The following is a 17,361-nucleotide window of genomic DNA, read 5'->3' as shown; positions in this document are numbered from 1 at the left end:
CAGTGGGCGCGGGAAGTGACCTACTGCACAGTGCCAGACGACCCAGGTGCTCACCGGGCCGAGCACCGGGTCGGACATCCGCCCGTGCACTCGGCCCAGATCTCGTCCTGCTCGTGGTAGTTGAACCCTCCCCCTCGCAACCGAGGGGGATTCCTGGCTCACACTGCTCGGCCGCTCAGTGAACGATCGGGTCTGACGTGATCAGCACCAGCCGGGTTGGAACCAGCCCGGTTGCCCCAGAGGATATGGGAGGTAATTGTGCCAGCTTGGCTCTCGCACAGCACACCGCGTTCCTACCACTACCGCGTGTAGCTGACGCCGAGACCGTCGAGCGAGCGGGGCATGGGCAAAGGCTCCCTTACGTGTGCGTTGCTCTGCGGGCTAGGCTGACCAGCGTAAGCACTCGCGGGAGCCCGGGCGGACCGGGCTGAGAGGGAGGCTGGGCGGCCTCCGACCGTACGAACCTGATCCGGGTCATGCCGGCGAAGGGAGGGGCTGGACGCCCATGTCGCGTACACACACCTCGGACGTCGTTGTCGTCGGAGGCGGGATCATCGGGCTCGTGACGGCCTGGCGGGCCGCGCAGCGCGGGCTCGCCACGACCGTCGTGGATCCCGTGCCGGGCGGCGGGGCCGCGCAGGTGGCGGCCGGGATGCTGGCCGCCGTCACGGAACTGCACCACGGCGAGCAGACCCTGCTGGGGCTGAACCTGGAGTCGGCCCGCCGCTACCCGGACTTCGTGGCCGAGCTCACCGAGCTGACCGGCCGCGACCTCGGCTACCGCCGCTGCGGCACGCTCGCCGTCGCGCTCGACTCCGACGACCGCGCCGAACTGCGCGAACTGCACGCCCTGCAACAGCGGTCCGGCCTGGAGTCGGAGTGGCTCTCGGGGCGCGAATGCCGACGCCTGGAGCCGATGCTCGCGCCGGGCGTGCGCGGGGGGCTGCGGGTGGACGGCGACCACCAGGTCGATCCGCGGCGGCTGGCCGGGGCGCTGGTCGACGCGTGCGAGCGGGCCGGGGTGGTGCTGCGCCGGACCTGGGCCGAGCGGCTCGACGTACGGCGGGGACGGGCCGTGGGGGTCCTGGACTCCGGCGGCGACGAACTGGCCGCCGGGTCGGTCGTGCTGGCCGGGGGCAGCCTCAGCGGGCGGCTCGCGGGGGTCCCGGAGGCCGTCCTGCCGCCCGTACGGCCCGTGAAGGGGCAGGTGCTGCGGCTGACCGTGCCAGGGCGGTACGCGCCGTTCCTGAGCCGTACCGTGCGGGCCGTGGTGCGCGGCAGCCAGGTCTATCTGGTGCCGCGCGAGAACGGTGAACTGGTCGTCGGGGCGACCAGCGAGGAGCTGGGCTGGGACACGACGGTCACGGCGGGCGGTGTGTACGAGCTGCTGCGCGACGCCCACGAACTCGTCCCCGGGATCACCGAGTTGCCGTTGACGGAGACCCGGGCCGGCCTGCGCCCCGCCTCCCCCGACAACGCGCCGCTGCTCGGCCCGACCGCCCTGGAGGGGCTGCTGCTGGCCACCGGCCACTATCGCAACGGTGTGCTGCTGACACCGGTCACGGGAGACGCCATGGCCGCTGTTCTGGCCACCGGTGAACTGCCCGACGAGGCGCGGGCCTTCACGCCGCGCCGGTTCGACACCGTACGTATGGAGCAGCTCGTATGAACATCCTGGTGAACGGCGCGCGGCGCGAGGTCTCCCCGGGCACCGCGCTCGACACGCTGGTGAAGTCCCTCACCCCGGCGCCCTCCGGTGTGGCCGCCGCGCTCAACGAAACCGTCGTCCCGCGCGCGCGGTGGTCGTCGACCTCCCTCTCCGAGGGCGACCGCGTAGAGGTCCTCACCGCCGTCCAGGGAGGCTGAGCCATGGCCGACGATCCCTTTGTCCTCGGCGGTACGACCTTCACGTCCCGGCTGATCATGGGTACGGGTGGTGCGCCCAGCCTCGACGTGCTGGAGCGGGCGCTGGTGGCCTCCGGCACGGAGCTGACGACGGTCGCGATGCGGCGCGTCGACCCCTCGGTGCACGGCTCGGTGCTGTCGGTGCTGGAGCGGCTCGGAATCCAGGTGCTGCCCAACACGGCGGGGTGTTTCACCGCCGGTGAGGCCGTGCTGACGGCCCGGCTGGCCCGGGAGGCGCTCGGTACGGACGTGGTGAAGCTGGAGGTCATCGCCGACGAGCGGACGCTGCTGCCGGACCCCATCGAGTTGCTGGACGCGGCGGAGGTGCTGGTGGAGGACGGGTTCACGGTGCTGCCGTACACGAACGACGACCCCGTGCTGGCGCGGAAGCTGGAGGACGTGGGGTGCGCGGCGATCATGCCGCTCGGGTCCCCGATCGGGTCGGGGCTGGGGATCCGCAACCCGCACAACTTCCAGCTGATCGTGGAGCACGCGCGTGTGCCGGTGATTCTGGACGCGGGAGCGGGGACGGCGTCGGATGTGGCACTGGCGATGGAGCTGGGGTGCGCGGGGGTGATGCTGGCGTCGGCGGTGACGCGGGCGCAGGAGCCGGTGCTGATGGCTGCCGCCATGCGAAGCGGGGTGAAAGCGGGCCGGTTGGCATACCGGGCGGGTCGGATACCCCGGCGGCACTTTGCCGCAGCGTCGTCCCCTGTCGCCGGGCTCGCCGAGCTGGATCCCGAGCGGCCCGCTTTCCAGGCACCCGGCACTTCCCTCTTCCCTCCCGTCTGATCTCCCACCCACGCACCACCCGTTTCGAGCCCGATTACACGTGCAGCACTCCTGTGGAGGTTCCTCTCGGTCGGCGGCCGTCCGGTGCGATCCGCGTCACAGGTCGGCTTCAGTCCCGCTGCTTTCCTGTGCTTTCCTGGCCGAAACTGCGGGCCTGTCAGCGACGGCTCGTACACTCACCTGCGTGGATACGACCCTTCAGGACCCTCTCGTCGGGCAGGTGCTCGACGGCCGCTATCGCGTGGACGCGCGGATCGCGGTCGGCGGGATGGCCACGGTCTACCGGGCCGTGGACACCCGCCTCGACCGTGTGCTCGCCCTCAAGGTGATGCATCCGACGCTCGCCGCCGACGTGTCCTTCGTCGAGCGGTTCATCCGGGAGGCGAAGTCGGTGGCCCGGCTCGCGCACCCCAACGTGGTGCAGGTCTTCGACCAGGGCACCGACGGGTCGTACGTCTATCTCGCCATGGAGTACGTCGCCGGCTGCACCCTGCGTGACGTGCTGCGCGAGCGCGGCGCGCTCCAGCCGAGGGCCGCGCTCGACATCCTGGAGCCGGTGCTCGCCGCACTCGGCGCCGCGCACCGGGCCGGGTTCGTCCACCGCGACATGAAGCCCGAGAACGTGTTGATAGGGGACGACGGGCGGGTCAAGGTCGCCGACTTCGGGCTCGTGCGGGCCGTGGACACGGTCACCAACACGACGGGCTCCGTCCTCGGCACCGTCTCCTACCTGGCGCCCGAGCAGATCGAGAGCGGCACCACCGATCCCCGGGTCGACGTGTACGCCTGCGGGATCGTCCTCTACGAGATGCTGACCGGCGACCAGCCGCACTACGGCGACTCCCCCGCGCTGGTGCTCTACAAGCACCTGCACGAGGACGTACCGCCGCCGTCGGCCCTCGTACCGGGGCTGGCCTTCGAGCTGGACGCGCTGGTCGCCTCGGCCACCGCGCGCAACGCCGACATCCGCCCGTACGACGCCGTGGCGCTGCTCTCGCAGGTCCTGGAGACGCGCGGGTCGCTCGACGCCGGGCAGCTGGACGCCGTACCGCCGCAGGCCATCGCCTCGGAACACGACAACGCCGAGAACCTGACGAGCGTCATCCCGCGCGCGCTGTCCGTGCCGCGCCCCCTGCCCGTCAACGAGGACGAACCCCCGGTCGACGGGCGGCGGTTGAACCGGACCAGCCGACTGGGGTCCGTCGCCGCCCCGGAGACCGCCCCGCCCTCCCGGCGGGCCCCGCGGAGTCCCAGACGGCGTGCGCCGCTCGTCGTCATCGTCGCCGCCGTACTGCTCGCCCTCGGCGCGGGCGCGGGCGTCTGGTACATCAACTCCGGGCAGTTCACGAAGGTCCCGGCGGTGCTGTCGCAGACCGAGGCACGGGCGGCGGCCCGGGTGACGGACGCCGGGCTCGAAGTCAGGATCGAGAGGGACTACAGCGACACGGTGCCGCGCGGGACCGTCATCAGTACGGACCCGAAGGTCGGCGAGCGCATCCGGGACAACGACACCGTGACCCTCACCATCTCCCGAGGGCCGGAGACCGTGCCCGTGCCCCAGGTCACGGGCTTGCGCCTCGACAGGGCCAGGGCGCTGCTGAAGCGGGACGGGCTGGAGCCGGGGCGGGTCACCCGGGAGTTCAGCGAGGAGGTGCCCCGCGGTTCCGTGATCAGCACCAGCCCGGATGCCGGCACCGAGCGGCGCGCGGGTTCCGCGGTCGCCCTCGTCGTCAGCAAGGGCAGCCCGGTGGAGGTCTCCGACGTCACCGGGGCGACTCTCGCCGACGCGCAGGCCGAGCTGGAGCAGGCGGGGCTGAAGGTCGAGGTCGCCACCGGGACCGTCAACTCGGACGAGTTCGAGCAGGGAGAGGTCGCCGTCCAGTCGCCGGAGGGCGGCAGCGAGGCCGAGGAGGGCGACACGGTCACGCTGACGATCTCCAAGGGTCCCGAGATGATCGAGGTCCCGGATGTCGTGGGCGACAGCGTCGACGACGCGAAGGCGGCTCTGGAGGGGGCCGGGTTCGCGGTCGACGAGGACCGGGGGCTGCTCGGGCTCTTCGGCGACACCGTGAAGAAGCAGTCCGTGGACGGCGGCGACACGGCCGCCAAGGGGTCGACGATCACCATCACGATCCGCTGACGGGAGGCGGAGCGCCGCGTGACACCCTGAAAGGGTGACCAGCAAGCAGCTCCGCAACCCCGTCGGCGGCCATGTTCCCGTGGCCGGCGGCCTCCATTCCGTCGGCCTGTCCTACGCCCGCGACCTCCTGGCCGAGACCGTGCAGGTCTTCGTCGCCAACCCGCGCGGCTGGGCGACGCCCACCGGAAGTCCCCGGCAGGACGAGGAGTTCCGGGCGGCCTGCGCCGACGGCTCGATCCCGGCGTACGTCCACGCCCCGTACCTGATCAACTTCGGCTCGCACACCGAGGCGACCGTCGAGCGGTCGGTGGAGTCGCTGCGGCACTCGCTGCGGCGCGGGCGGGAGATCGGTGCGCTGGGTGTGGTGGTGCACACCGGGAGCGCGACCGGCGGGCGGGACCGGTCCGTGGCCCTCAAGCAGGTACGGGAGCACCTGCTGCCGCTGCTCGACGAGCTCACCCATGACGACGACCCGTTTCTGCTCCTGGAGTCGACCGCCGGGCAGGGTTCCTCCCTCTGCTCGCGCACCTGGGACTTCGGGCCGTACTTCGAGGCGCTCGACTCCCATCCGAAGCTCGGCGTCTGTCTCGACACCTGCCACATCTTCGCCGCCGGGCACGATCTGACCGGGCCCAGCGGGATGCACCAGACCCTCGACCTGCTCGTGGAGACGGTCGGCGAGGGGCGGCTGAAGCTGATCCACGCCAACGACTCGAAGGACGTGGTGGGCGCTCACAAGGACCGGCACGAGAACATCGGCGCGGGTCATATCGGCGAGGACCCGTTCCGCGCGCTGATGACGCACCCCGCGACCGAGGGCGTACCGCTGATCATCGAGACGCCCGGCGGGAAGGAAGGGCACGCGGCGGACGTGGAGCGGCTGAAGAAACTCCGGGACGGGTAGGAGAGCAAGCGGAACGGGAATACCCCTGGGGGGTATATTGCTGGGGAGTGCAGACAACCGTGACCACATGACACCCCGGGGGTTCCCATGGAGCACGAGGAACACGCGCACCAGCACACGCCGGCCCACACATCGACCCACACACCGGCCGCCACCTGGGCCGTGGCCGTCCAGGCCACCCTTCACTGCCTCACCGGCTGCGCCATCGGCGAGGTGCTCGGCATGGTCATCGGCACGGCCTTCGGCTGGGGGAACCTGCCCACCACCGTGCTGGCGATCGTCCTGGCGTTCTTCTTCGGCTACTCGCTCACCCTGCGCGGCGTCCTGAGGGCCGGCGTCGGCCTCCGTACGGCCGTACGGGTGGCGCTGGCCGCGGACACCCTGTCGATCGCCGTGATGGAACTGGTCGACAACGGCGTGATCGTGCTGTGGCCGGGCGCGATGGACGCCCAGCTGGACGACCTGCTGTTCTGGGGCGCGCTGGCGATCTCACTGGCCATCGCGTTCGTCGTCACCACTCCGGTCAACAAGTGGACGATCGGCCGCGGCAGGGGCCACGCCGTGGTGCACCAGTACCACCACTGAACCCGGCGGCCCAGGAGCTCAGAGCTCGGGGCCGTCCCCGGGCTCCTCCTGGTAGGAGTAGCGCTGCTCGCGCCACGGGTCGCCGACGTTGTGATAGCCGCGTTCCTCCCAGAAGCCGCGGCGGTCGGCGGTCATGTACTCGACCCCGCGCACCCACTTGGGGCCCTTCCAGGCGTACAGGTGGGGCACCACCAGCCGGAGCGGGAAGCCGTGCTCGGCGGTGAGGAGTTCACCGTCCTTGTGGGTGGCGAAGATCGTGCCGTCGGAGGCGAAATCGGCCAGCCGGAGATTCGAGCTGAAGCCGTATTCCGCCCAGACCATCACATGGGTGACCTCGGGCGCGGGCGGAGCCGCCGCCAGGATCGTCCGCGCCGGAATTCCGCCCCACTCCGCGCCGAGCATGCTGAACTTGGTGACACAGTGCAGATCCGCCAGCACGGAGGCATGCGGCAGAGCCGTGAGCTCCTCATGGTTCCAGCAGTGCTTCTCACCGTCGGCGGTGGCGCCGAAAACCCTGAACTCCCAGCGTTCGGGGCGGAATTTGGGCACCGGGCCGTAATGGGTGACCGGCCAGCCGCGCTGTACCCGCTGACCCGGCGGCAATTCGGGCTGCGCCGCACCTCCTGAATCGCGCTCTCCCGATCCACTTTCCACCGGCTGACCCATGACTCCATCCTGACAGACCAGGGAGAGTGCGCATGACCAGGCCACTCCAGACCCCATCAAGTCCCAATAACTTGGACTAAGCATGCCCTTACTTACTAAGTGCGCACTTACTGGACGATCTTCGGCGGCGGTGCGATCATTCGGCGGCAACCCACCGAGTTCCCCGTTTGGAAGGAGCCTCTGCGATGCAGGGCGACCCCGAGGTCATCGAATTCCTCAACGAGCAGCTGACCGCTGAACTCACGGCTATCAACCAGTACTTCCTGCACGCGAAAATGCAGGAGAACTTCGGCTGGACGAAGCTCGCGAAGTACACGCGGCACGAGTCCATCGACGAGATGAAGCACGCGGAGATCATCACCGACCGGATCCTGTTCCTGGAGGGCCTGCCCAACTACCAGCGGCTGTTCCACGTGCGGGTGGGCCAGACCGTCACGGAGATGTTCCAGGCGGACCGGCAGGTCGAGGTCGAGGCCATCGACCGCCTCAAGCGCGGTATCGAGGTCATGCGCGGCAAGGGCGACATCACGTCCGCGAACATCTTCGAGTCGATCCTCGCGGACGAGGAGCACCACATCGACTATCTGGACACCCAGCTGGAACTGGTGGAGAAGCTCGGCGAGCCGCTCTACATCGCACAGCTCATCGAGCAGCCCGAGAGCTGAGAACCGAGGGCCGCGCTCCAGGGCTCGTACGCCCGGACGCTCAGGCGGCCTCGTCCAGCTGTTCGGCCAGGACCGGCCGGCTCTCGTCCACGACTCCGCGGGCCGGGCAGGCGCCCCTGCCCAGCAGCGCCTGGATACGTCGTACGCACGAGCCGCAGTCCGTGCCCGCCTTGCAGGCCGACGCTATCTGCCTGGGGGTGCTGGCGCCGTCCGCCGCATGCTTCTTCACCTGCGTCTCGGTCACTCCGAAGCAGTTGCAGACGTACACGCGGGTCACCTCCCGACGGGGCCAAAGGTCGTGCCGTACCAAGACCAAGGATGTCCGTTTGGCCGGTGAGGCAAACCTAACCTTACCCGGCTCGCAGGTGCCCGGAAAGTGCCGTGGGGCGCGGATCGTATGTGATCCGCGCCCCACGGCACGCGTCTGTAACAGGCGCAACAACCGGTGATCTGCTACTGGTCCCGGTACATCTCCGCGACCAGGAAGGCCAGGTCGAGCGACTGGCTGCGGTTCAGCCGGGGGTCGCAGGCCGTCTCGTAGCGGTGGTGCAGGTCGTCGACGAAGATCTCGTCGCCGCCGCCCACGCACTCGGTGACGTCGTCGCCGGTCAGCTCCACATGGATACCGCCGGGGTGCGTACCCAGCTCCTTGTGGACCTCGAAGAAGCCCTTCACCTCGTCGAGCACGTCGTCGAAGCGGCGGGTCTTGTGGCCGGAGGCCGCCTCGTAGGTGTTGCCGTGCATCGGGTCGGTGATCCAGGCCACCGTCGAACCCGACGCCGTGACCTTCTCGACCAGCTCGGGCAGCTTGTCGCGGACCTTGTCGGCGCCCATACGGACGATGAAGGTCAGCCGGCCCGGCTCACGGTCCGGGTCGAGGCGCTCGATGTACTGCAGCGCCTCCTCGGCCGTCGTCGTCGGGCCGAGCTTGATGCCGATCGGGTTGCGGACCTGGGAGGCGAACTCGATGTGCGCGCCGTCCAGTTGCCGGGTGCGCTCACCGATCCACACCATGTGCGCCGAGACGTCGTACAGCCGTCCGGTGCGGGAGTCGACGCGGGTCAGCGCCGACTCGTAGTCCAGCAGCAGCGCCTCGTGCGAGGAGTAGAACTCGACCGTCTGGAACTCGGCCGGGTCCGTGCCGCAGGCACGCATGAAGTTCAGCGCGTTGTCGATCTCACGGGCCAGCTGCTCGTACCGCTGGCCGGACGGGGACGACTTCACGAAGTCCTGGTTCCAGGCGTGCACCTGGCGCAGGTCGGCGTAACCGCCGGTGGTGAAGGCGCGGACCAGGTTGAGCGTGGAGGCGGACGCGTTGTACATCCGCTTCAGCCGCTCGGGGTCCGGGATCCGGGACGCCTCGTCGAAGTCGAAGCCGTTGACCGAGTCACCGCGGTACGTCGGCAGGGTCACGCCGTCGCGGGTCTCGGTGCCCTTGGAGCGCGGCTTCGAGTACTGGCCGGCGATCCGGCCGACCTTCACGACCGGCACGGAGGCCGCGTAGGTGAGGACGGCGCCCATCTGGAGGAGGGTCTTCAGCTTGGCGCGGATGTGGTCGGCGCCGACGGCGTCGAAGGACTCGGCGCAGTCGCCGCCCTGGAGGAGGAACGCCTCTCCCTTGGCGACGGCCGCCATCCGGGCGCGCAGCTGGTCGCACTCGCCCGCGAAGACGAGCGGCGGATACGACTCGAGCTCCGCAACGACTGCGCGCAGAGCCTCGGTGTCGGGGTACTCGGGCTGCTGCGCCGCGGGCAGGTCTCGCCAGGTGTTGCCAGCGCTGGCGCTGGTCTTAGCGTTCACGGTCACGGCCCCAACATTACGGGGTCGTGTCGGGCGTCCATCCGCCTGCTCATCAAGTGAGACGGGGTTCGCTCGTTCGGGTCCGGTGAGCGGAATGACCGGTCCGCGCGCCGGTTCACGAACCGCCCGTTGCCCGTGGTGTATGGTCCGTCGCATGTTCGCGCACTCGACCCTGATCCAGAACTGGTGGTGGCCCGCTCACTCGGCGGCCCACTGACTGCGCGTACGCAAGACTTCGCGAAGGCCGCCCGAGGGGCGGCCTTCGGTGTTTCCGCGGACTTCCGCGCCGGCCGTTCCTCCCGATCACTGATCCGATTTCTGACCCAGTCATCGATCGATGGAAGAGGAACCATGCGACTCGACCGGCTCCTGCACGACACCCGCCCGTTCGCCCTGCTCCGCCGCCGCACCCCCGGCCACGACCACCATGTGGTCGAACTGCTGATCGGCCCGGTGAGCACGTACGACCGGCTCGCCGACATCCCCGACAAGGGTCTCGCCCTCATCCCCTTCCGCCAGATCCGCGAGCGCGGCTTCGACGTCCGCGACGACGGCACCCCGCTCGCGGTGCTCACGCCCGAGGAGACGTACGAACTCCCGCTGGCGGAGGTGCTGGAGCAGCTCCCCGCGCACGACGTGCGGGTCGAGGGCGGTGGGTTCGACGTCGGCGACGAGGAGTACGCGGACATCGTCGGGCGGGTGCTGCGGGAGGAGATCGGACGGGGCGAGGGGGCGAACTTCGTCATCCGGCGGACCTACGAGGGTGAGATCCCGGGGTTCGGACGCGCCGACGCCCTCGCGCTGTTCCGGCGGCTGCTGACCGGGGAGCGGGGCGCGTACTGGACGTTCGTCGTGCACACCGGGGAGCGGACCCTGGTGGGCGCCAGCCCCGAAGTACACGTCCGGATGTCCGGCGGGACAGTGGTGATGAACCCGATCAGCGGGACGTACCGCTATCCGGCCGAGGGGCCCACCCCCGAGCACCTGCTCTCCTTCCTCGCCGACGGCAAGGAGATCGAGGAGCTGTCGATGGTCGTCGACGAGGAGCTCAAGATGATGTGCACCGTCGGCGACATGGGCGGGGTCGTGGTGGGACCGCGGCTGAAGGAGATGGCCCATCTCGCTCACACGGAGTACGAGTTGCGGGGGCGGTCCTCGCTGGATGTGCGCGAGGTGTTGAGGGAGACCATGTTCGCGGCGACCGTCACCGGCTCGCCCGTGCAGAACGCCTGCCGGGTGATCGAGCGGTATGAGCCCCTCGGGCGGGACGGTGTCGGGCGCGGCTACTACGCGGGGGCGCTGGCACTGGTCGGGCGGGACCCGGGTGACGGGCGGGAAGGATCCGCCGGGGCGCAGACCCTCGACTCGCCGATCCTCATCCGGACCGCCGACATCGCGCCGGACGGACGGCTGCGGGTGCCGGTCGGCGCCACGCTGGTCCGCGGCTCGGACCCGGCGGGCGAGGTCGCCGAGACCCACGCCAAGGCGGCCGGGGTACTGGCGGCGCTGGGTGTCGTACCGGGCAGGCCACGGGAGACGGGCGTACGGCCGCGACTCATGGACGATCCGCGGGTGCGGGCGGCGCTGGACGGGCGGCGGGCCGCGCTGGCGCCGTTCTGGCTGCGGATGCAGGAGGCCGCCGAAAAGGGAGCGGAGCCGGCCGGGCACGCGCTGGTCGTCGACGCCGAGGACACCTTCACGGCGATGCTCGCGCACGTCCTGCGGTCGTCGGGCCTCGAGGTGACCGTGCGGCGCTACGACGAGCCGGGGCTGCGGGAGGCCGTCGTACGGCACGAGGGGCCGTTGGTGCTCGGGCCCGGCCCCGGTGACCCGGGCGACCTGGCCGACCCGAGGATGCGGTTCCTGCGCGAGCTGACCGCCGGGGCCCTGCGGGAGCACCGGCACGGCGTCCTCGGTGTCTGTCTCGGGCACGAGCTGATCGCGGCGGAGCTGGGGCTGGAGATCGTACGGAAGGAAGTGCCGTACCAGGGCGCGCAGACGGAGATCGATCTGTTCGGGCGGACGGAGACCGTCGGCTTCTACAACAGCTTCGTGGCGCACTGCGACGACGAGGCGTCCAGGGAGCTGGCGGCGCACCGGGTCGAGGTCAGCCGGAGTGCGAGCGGGGAGGTGCACGCGCTGCGGGGGCCCGGGTTCGCCGGTGTGCAGTTCCATCCGGAGTCGGTGCTGTCGCTGAACGGGTCCGCTGTCGTGAGGGAGTTGATGGGCCGGCTGCGGGGCGCGGGCACCCTCGGGTGAGACGGACGGGCGCCCGGGCAGACAGGACCCGGGCGCCCCTGCGCGCCGTCAGCCGAAGAAGACGCCGGCCTCCGCGTACAGCTTCGGGTCGACCGTCTTGAGTTTCGCCGTGGCCTCCGCGATCGGGACGCGGACGATGTCCGTGCCGCGCAGGGCGACCATCTTCCCGAAGTCGCCGTCGCGGACCGCCTCGATGGCGTGCAGGCCGAAACGGGTGGCGAGCCAGCGGTCGAAGGCGCTGGGTGTGCCCCCGCGCTGGACATGGCCCAGCACCGTGGTGCGCGCCTCCTTGCCGGTCCGCTTCTCGATCTCCTTGGCCAGCCACTCGCCGACGCCGGACAGGCGCACATGGCCGAAGGAGTCGAGGGACTGGTCCTTCAGCACCATGTCGCCGTCCTTGGGCATGGCGCCCTCCGCGACGACCACGATCGGGGCGTACGACGCACTGAACCGAGAGGTCACCCAGGCGCACACCTGTTCGGTGTCGAAGCGCTGTTCGGGGATGAGAATGACGTTCGCGCCGCCGGCGAGGCCGGAGTGGAGGGCTATCCAGCCGGCGTGGCGGCCCATCACCTCGCAGACGAGGACACGCATGTGCGACTCGGCGGTGGTGTGCAGCCGGTCGATCGCCTCCGTCGCGATGCCGACCGCGGTGTCGAAGCCGAAGGTGTAGTCGGTGGCGGACAGGTCGTTGTCGATCGTCTTCGGTACGGCGACGACGGGCACCCCGTACTCGTCGGTGAGGCGGGCCGCGACGCCGAGGGTGTCCTCGCCGCCGATCGCGATGAGCGCGTCGACCTCCATCGCGGCGAGGTTCTCCCGGATGCGGGCGATGCCGTTCTCCTGCTTGAGGGGGTTGGTCCGCGAGGAGCCGAGGATGGTGCCGCCGCGCGGGAGGATGCCGCGCACTGCGGGGATGTCGAGGCGCACACTCGCGCCCTCAAGCGGACCCCGCCAGCCGTCCCGGAAGCCTACGAAGTCGTACTCGTACTCCTGTACGCCCTTACGGACGATGGCCCGGATGACGGCGTTGAGCCCGGGGCAGTCGCCGCCTCCGGTCAGTACTCCGACGCGCATGGAAATGTCCCTTCGCCGCGGGTTCCTGACGAAGGATCAGTGTGACGTGCGCCTCACCCGGCGTCGAGGCTCCTCACCGCTTCTCGCCGCTTCTCACTCGTCGTCACGTGCCGATACGCGCCGTCCCGCGACGTCACTCGTCGTCCAGGCCGCGCTGGATCGCGTACCGCACCAGTTCCACCCGGTTGTGCAGCTGCAGCTTGCCCAGGGTGTTCTGGACGTGGTTCTGGACCGTGCGGTGGGAGATGACCAGGCGTTCGGCGATCTGCTTGTAGCTGAGGCCCTTGGCCACCAGTCGCAACACCTCCGTCTCGCGGTCGGTGAGCTCCGGGGCCCTGGGCTCGTCGGCACCCGCGGCCGGGAGCGGCTCGGAGGCCAGCCGGCGGTACTCGCCGAGGACCAGACCGGCCAGGCCCGGGGTGAACACCGGGTCGCCGACCGCCGTACGGCGCACCGCGTCCAGCAGTTCCTCCGTCGAGGCCGACTTCAGCAGATAGCCGGTCGCGCCCGACTTCACCGCCTCCAGTACGTCGGCGTGCTCACCGCTCGCCGAGAGGACCAGGACGCGCAGGGCCGGGTTGGACCCGACCAGTTCCTTGCAGACCTGGACGCCGGGTTTGGCGGGCAGGTTCAGGTCCAGCACGAGGACGTCCGGTGCGACGGCGCGGGCGCGGCGCACGGCCTGCTCGCCGTCGCCCGCCGTGGCGACCACGTCGAACCCGGACTCGGCCAGGTCGCGGGCGACCGCGTCGCGCCACATGGGGTGGTCGTCCACCACCATCACCCGCAGCGGACCCTGACGACCTTCCCGGTCCCCGTCTCCGTCCCCGCTCATGCCCTTGTTCTCGTTCCCGGTGACCGTCATCGCCGCTCCGCCTTCCCCCATGCCGTTCCGGTGTCCTTCGGTACCGTCAGTTCGACCTCGGTGCCCTGCCCGGGCACAGAGATCAGTTCGGCGTCGCCGCCGAGGTCGCGCAGCCGGCCGCGGATCGACTGGGCCACCCCGAGCCGGCCCTCGCCCTCGGCCTGCGCGAGCCGCCCCTCCGGGATGCCCGGCCCGTCGTCGCGCACGGTCACGACGACGGAGTCGGGCTCGTCCTCGACCAGGATCCAGGCCCGGGCACCCTCCCCGGCATGCTTCCGTACGTTGTCCAGGGCGGCGCCGACCGCGGCGGCCAGCTCCTTCGCCGCGGCCCGGGCGAGCGGCACGGGGGCGCCGGGCTCGGAGAGGGTGATCGTCGAGGTGGAGTACGGGACGAGCAGGGTGCGCAGGTCCACCGGGTCCGGCGCGTCCGGCCCGTCCTGCTCGGACTCCCCCGCCGCACGCACGGCGGTACCCGGCTCGCCGGGCTCCGCGTACCGCGGCTCCCGTGACTCCGGTACGAGGCCTGCGGAGACCAGGGCGCGCAGCGCGACCTCCTGCTCGCCGGCCATCCGGCCCAGTTCCCCGGCCTCGCCGCCGAGCACGGCACCGCGCCGCTGCACCATCGCCAGTACCTGGAGGACGCTGTCGTGGATGTCCCGGGCGAGGCGCTCCCGTTCGCGGGTCGCGGCCTCGATCTCCAGGGCGCGGGCGAGGGTGCGCTCGGAGGCTCGGGCGACCTCGACGACGTACCCGATGGCGATGGAGGCGACCCACACCAGGACCACGTTGTGGACGGTGTCGCGGGCCGGGGTACCGCGCTCTACCAGGTTCACGACGGCGACCAGGGTCGAGGCGAAGGCCGCCCAGCGCCAGCCGCCCTTGATCGCGAAGGCCAGCACGGAACCGGCCGTCCATATCGACGGCAGGGTCGGGGCACCCGACTGGATGCGTTCGTGGGTGTCGGCGAGGGGCGTGAGGAGGATGCCGGTGAGGGCGACCGTGAGGTCGGCGGTGAGGAAGCGCTTGGTGCAGCTGGCCGCGTTCGCGACCCAGGGCAGAGTGGCCAGGGTCCAGACGAACAGGACGCAGTAGTAGGCGACGCCGACCCAGGGGCGCTGGAACCGGTCGTAGGCGGTGGCGAAGAACCCCACCGCGTACAGCATCGTGAGCACCCGGTAGCCGGCCAGGGCACGCCACAGCGGCTGCTCGACCGACATCCGCATGATCTTCGGACGTCCGGTCCGCCGGGCCCCGGCACTCCCGCGTACGGCCTTCTCACCCACGGCCATGTCCCCCACCCATCCCCAAACCCGCCCCCGGTACCGCTACTTGGTGCCCGAACGTTCCTTCTCCAGGGCCTTCTGAGCCTGCTTCTCCGCCAGTTTCTCCGCCTTCGCCGCTTCCGCGAGCTGGCGCTTGGCGGCCGACGCGTAGATGTCGACGTACTCCTGGCCGGAGAGCTTCATGATTTCGTACATGACCTCGTCGGTCACGGCCCGGAGCACGAAACGGTCGTGCTCCATGCCCTGGTAGCGGCTGAAGTCGAGCGGCTCGCCGATGCGGATGCCGGGGCGCATCAGCTTGGGCATCACCTTGCCCGGCGGCTGGATCTTCTCGGTGTCGATCATCGCCACGGGGACGACCGGCGCCCCGGTGGCCAGCGCCACGCGCGCGAGGCCGCCGGGCTTGCCCCGGTAGAGGCGGCCGTCGGGCGAGCGCGTGCCCTCCGGATAGATGCCGAACAGCTCACCGCGCTCGATGACTTCGACACCGCTCCTGATCGCGGCCTCACCGGCGCCGCGTGCACCGGAGCGATCCACCGGGAGCTGGCCGACACCCTTGAAGAAGGCGGCGGTCATCCGGCCCTTGAGACCGGGCGTCGTGAAGTACTCGGCCTTCGCGATGAAGGTGACCTTGCGGTCGAGGACGGCGGGGAGGAAGAACGAGTCGGAGAAGGACAGGTGGTTGCTCGCCAGGATCGCCGGGCCGTCGGCCGGAACGTTCTCCAGGCCTTCGACCCAGGGCCTGAAGGCGACCTTCAGCGGGACCCCGACGGAAACCTTCATCGCGCCGTACAACAACCGACTGCCTCCTGTGTCTGTGGATCAGACCTTAACCCGCAGCGCTGTCAAAGAGCCCGACGGCCCTGGTCGGTGTCAGTGCGGTCGCGTACGGTGAAGTACGCCTCGAAGCCTCGTGGCTTCCTCGCGTGATCACCCACCCCAGTCACCCACCCCATGAACAGGAGACCGATGGTGCCGGTCCTTCCTGGAGCCGAGCCGTACCGCCATGAGGGCGGGGAGGTCGGAGTCCTCCTCTGTCACGGTTTCACCGGTTCCCCGCAGTCGTTGCGCCCCTGGGCGGAGTATCTCGCCGAGCGCGGCCTGACCGTCTCGCTGCCGCTGCTGCCCGGGCACGGCACGCGCTGGGAGGACATGCAGCTCACCGGCTGGCAGGACTGGTACGCGGAGGTGGACCGCGAGCTGCGCTCCCTGCTGGAGCGCTGCACCCAGGTGTTCGTCTTCGGCCTGTCGATGGGCGGCGCGCTGACCCTGCGGCTCGCCGCGCGGTACGGCGACCGGATCAGCGGCATCGTGGTCGTCAACCCGGCGAACAAGGTGCACGGCCTTGCCGCGTACGCCCTTCCGGTGGTGCGCCATCTGGTGCCCTCGGTGCCCGGCATCGTGAGCGACATAAAGAAGGAAGGCGTCGCCGAGGTCGGCTACCCCAGGGTTCCGCTGCACGCGGCGCACTCGATGCGGAACTTCTACCGCCTGGTCGACGGCGAGCTGCCGCAGGTCACCCAGCCGATGCTGCTGCTGCACAGCCGCGCGGACCATGTGGTGCCGCCGGCCGACTCGGCCCGGGTGCTCAGCCGGGTGTCGTCCACGGACGTGACGGAGATCGTGCTGGAACAGAGCTACCACGTCGCGACGTTGGACCATGACGCGGACCGGATCTTCGAGGAGAGCCACGCGTTCGTCCTCCGGCTCGCACCCGCGGCCGGCAAGGGGTCCGACGAGTCCAAGGACTCATTGGGGCTGGGAGACCAAGTGGGGCAGCAGGAAGGGACGGCCACGGGTGGCTGAGCACGACTCCGACCGCGAGCCGGAGGAGAAGGGCGTGCCCTTCGACGAGGCGGCCGCGTGGGCCGCGATCGTGGAGGCGTACGGCGACGAGCCGCCGGACCCGCCCGGCGCCAAGCCGTTCAAGTCGATCGAGGATCTGGCGCTGCTCGAACCGGACACGAACGACGACACCGACGACACCGTCGACCCCGACCCCAAGGGCAACGCCGACAAGGTGGCCAAGGGTGACGGGCAGCCCGCGAAGCCGCTGGGCAGCTCCGTCTCCTTCGCCCCGGGCGTCGGAGGCAGTGGCCCGCGCGACTACTCGACGCCCGACGCGTCGGAGGACGACTTCGACGATGACGACGAGGGCCACTTCGTGCCGCCGGAGCCGCCCCCGCTGCCGTCCTCCGACACGACCGCCCGGTTCGCCTGGCTGGCGGTGCTCGGCGGTCCGGTCCTGCTGCTGCTCGCCGTACTGCTGGGCTGGGACATGACCTGGTGGCTGACGACGCTGGGCATCGGCGGGTTCCTCGGCGGGTTCGCGACGCTGGTGATGCGGATGCAGGGCGACGAGGACGACGAGCAGGACCCGGGGCGGGGTGCGGTGGTCTGACGACCACTGTCCCGACTCA

At 70.5% G+C, this 17,361-nt stretch carries 18 protein-coding genes and 1 riboswitch; of the genes, 11 read left to right on the top strand and 7 right to left on the bottom strand.

Going from position 1 to position 17,361, the window contains the following annotated elements; translation table 11 throughout:
* Window positions 1–395 precede the first annotated feature (395 nt).
* Window positions 396–508, top strand: a riboswitch (TPP riboswitch).
* From thiO to OG595_RS32185, 6 genes are all read left to right on the top strand, one after another.
* The gene (thiO, locus tag OG595_RS32210) at window positions 506–1,669 is read left to right on the top strand and encodes a glycine oxidase ThiO (RefSeq protein WP_329278119.1); all 1,164 of its coding nucleotides are present in this window, start codon (window positions 506–508) and stop codon (window positions 1,667–1,669) included. (Overlaps the previous riboswitch by 3 nt.)
* Window positions 1,666–1,866 carry a sulfur carrier protein ThiS gene (gene thiS, locus OG595_RS32205; protein ID WP_329278117.1) on the top strand — a complete coding sequence of 67 codons (201 nt, stop codon included), beginning with the start codon at window positions 1,666–1,668 and terminating at the stop codon, window positions 1,864–1,866. Before thiO ends, thiS begins: the two co-directional genes overlap by 4 nt.
* A gap of 3 nt (window positions 1,867–1,869) precedes the next feature.
* The gene (locus OG595_RS32200; protein ID WP_329278115.1) at window positions 1,870–2,697 is read left to right on the top strand and encodes a thiazole synthase; all 828 of its coding nucleotides are present in this window, start codon (window positions 1,870–1,872) and stop codon (window positions 2,695–2,697) included.
* 184 nt (window positions 2,698–2,881) lie between these two features.
* Window positions 2,882–4,837, top strand: a complete 1,956-nt coding sequence (pknB, locus tag OG595_RS32195) for a Stk1 family PASTA domain-containing Ser/Thr kinase (protein WP_329278112.1) — start codon at window positions 2,882–2,884, stop codon at window positions 4,835–4,837.
* Window positions 4,838–4,871: 34 nt separating this feature from the next.
* Window positions 4,872–5,741 (top strand): deoxyribonuclease IV, encoded by an 870-nt coding sequence (locus OG595_RS32190; protein ID WP_329278109.1) that lies wholly within the window; start codon window positions 4,872–4,874, stop codon window positions 5,739–5,741.
* Between the two features lie 87 nt (window positions 5,742–5,828).
* Window positions 5,829–6,326, top strand: a complete 498-nt coding sequence (locus OG595_RS32185; protein WP_329278107.1) for a DUF4396 domain-containing protein — start codon at window positions 5,829–5,831, stop codon at window positions 6,324–6,326.
* Between the two features lie 18 nt (window positions 6,327–6,344).
* Here the strand turns inward: OG595_RS32185 and OG595_RS32180 are convergent, their stop codons facing one another.
* Window positions 6,345–6,992, bottom strand: coding sequence for a sulfite oxidase-like oxidoreductase (locus OG595_RS32180; RefSeq protein ID WP_329278105.1), 648 nt, complete (start codon window positions 6,990–6,992; stop codon window positions 6,345–6,347).
* Between the two features lie 185 nt (window positions 6,993–7,177).
* Here OG595_RS32180 and bfr point away from each other — a divergent pair, with 185 nt between their 5' ends.
* The gene (gene bfr / locus OG595_RS32175; protein WP_329278103.1) at window positions 7,178–7,657 is read left to right on the top strand and encodes a bacterioferritin; all 480 of its coding nucleotides are present in this window, start codon (window positions 7,178–7,180) and stop codon (window positions 7,655–7,657) included.
* 40 nt (window positions 7,658–7,697) lie between these two features.
* Here the strand turns inward: bfr and OG595_RS32170 are convergent, their stop codons facing one another.
* Both OG595_RS32170 and OG595_RS32165 read right to left on the bottom strand, forming a co-directional pair.
* The gene (locus OG595_RS32170; protein ID WP_329278101.1) at window positions 7,698–7,934 is read right to left on the bottom strand and encodes a (2Fe-2S)-binding protein; all 237 of its coding nucleotides are present in this window, start codon (window positions 7,932–7,934) and stop codon (window positions 7,698–7,700) included.
* 176 nt (window positions 7,935–8,110) lie between these two features.
* Window positions 8,111–9,463, bottom strand: coding sequence for a class II 3-deoxy-7-phosphoheptulonate synthase (locus OG595_RS32165; RefSeq protein WP_329278099.1), 1,353 nt, complete (start codon window positions 9,461–9,463; stop codon window positions 8,111–8,113).
* 88 nt (window positions 9,464–9,551) lie between these two features.
* Between OG595_RS32165 and OG595_RS45450 the strand changes: the two genes are divergently transcribed.
* A complete protein-coding gene (locus OG595_RS45450; protein ID WP_443073232.1) occupies window positions 9,552–9,674 on the top strand; it encodes a trp operon leader peptide in 123 nt (40 codons plus the stop codon).
* Window positions 9,675–9,808: 134 nt separating this feature from the next.
* Window positions 9,809–11,716, top strand: coding sequence for an anthranilate synthase family protein (locus OG595_RS32160; protein ID WP_329278097.1), 1,908 nt, complete (start codon window positions 9,809–9,811; stop codon window positions 11,714–11,716).
* Between the two features lie 48 nt (window positions 11,717–11,764).
* On the opposite strand, the gene OG595_RS32155 is transcribed toward OG595_RS32160, so the two are convergent.
* The 4 genes from OG595_RS32155 to OG595_RS32140 all read right to left on the bottom strand — a co-directional run bounded on the left by OG595_RS32155 (window position 11,765) and on the right by OG595_RS32140 (window position 15,724).
* Window positions 11,765–12,793 (bottom strand): 6-phosphofructokinase, encoded by a 1,029-nt coding sequence (locus OG595_RS32155; protein ID WP_329278095.1) that lies wholly within the window; start codon window positions 12,791–12,793, stop codon window positions 11,765–11,767.
* A gap of 133 nt (window positions 12,794–12,926) precedes the next feature.
* Complete coding sequence (locus tag OG595_RS32150; RefSeq protein ID WP_443073374.1) at window positions 12,927–13,574, bottom strand: response regulator; 648 nt, start codon at window positions 13,572–13,574, stop codon at window positions 12,927–12,929.
* An 80-nt stretch (window positions 13,575–13,654) separates the two neighbouring features.
* On the bottom strand, window positions 13,655–14,947 hold the full coding sequence (gene macS, locus OG595_RS32145) for a MacS family sensor histidine kinase (protein WP_443073231.1): 1,293 nt from the start codon (window positions 14,945–14,947) through the stop codon (window positions 13,655–13,657).
* Window positions 14,948–14,983: 36 nt separating this feature from the next.
* Window positions 14,984–15,724 carry a lysophospholipid acyltransferase family protein gene (locus OG595_RS32140; protein ID WP_329278093.1) on the bottom strand — a complete coding sequence of 247 codons (741 nt, stop codon included), beginning with the start codon at window positions 15,722–15,724 and terminating at the stop codon, window positions 14,984–14,986.
* 189 nt (window positions 15,725–15,913) lie between these two features.
* On the opposite strand from OG595_RS32140, the gene OG595_RS32135 reads away from it, so the two are divergent.
* Both OG595_RS32135 and OG595_RS32130 read left to right on the top strand, forming a co-directional pair.
* Window positions 15,914–16,747: an alpha/beta hydrolase gene (locus OG595_RS32135; protein ID WP_329283396.1), complete on the top strand. Its 834-nt coding sequence runs from the start codon at window positions 15,914–15,916 to the stop codon at window positions 16,745–16,747.
* Window positions 16,740–17,342, top strand: coding sequence for a hypothetical protein (locus tag OG595_RS32130; protein ID WP_329278091.1), 603 nt, complete (start codon window positions 16,740–16,742; stop codon window positions 17,340–17,342). Before OG595_RS32135 ends, OG595_RS32130 begins: the two co-directional genes overlap by 8 nt.
* The last annotated feature ends 19 nt before the right edge of the window (window positions 17,343–17,361 follow it).

Origin of the sequence: Streptomyces sp. NBC_01451 (genome assembly GCF_036227485.1) — a bacterium.
Lineage (GTDB): Bacteria > Actinomycetota > Actinomycetes > Streptomycetales > Streptomycetaceae > Streptomyces.
The sequence above is the reverse complement of the archived record's forward strand: the minus strand, read 5'-3'. Positions and strand labels throughout refer to the sequence as shown.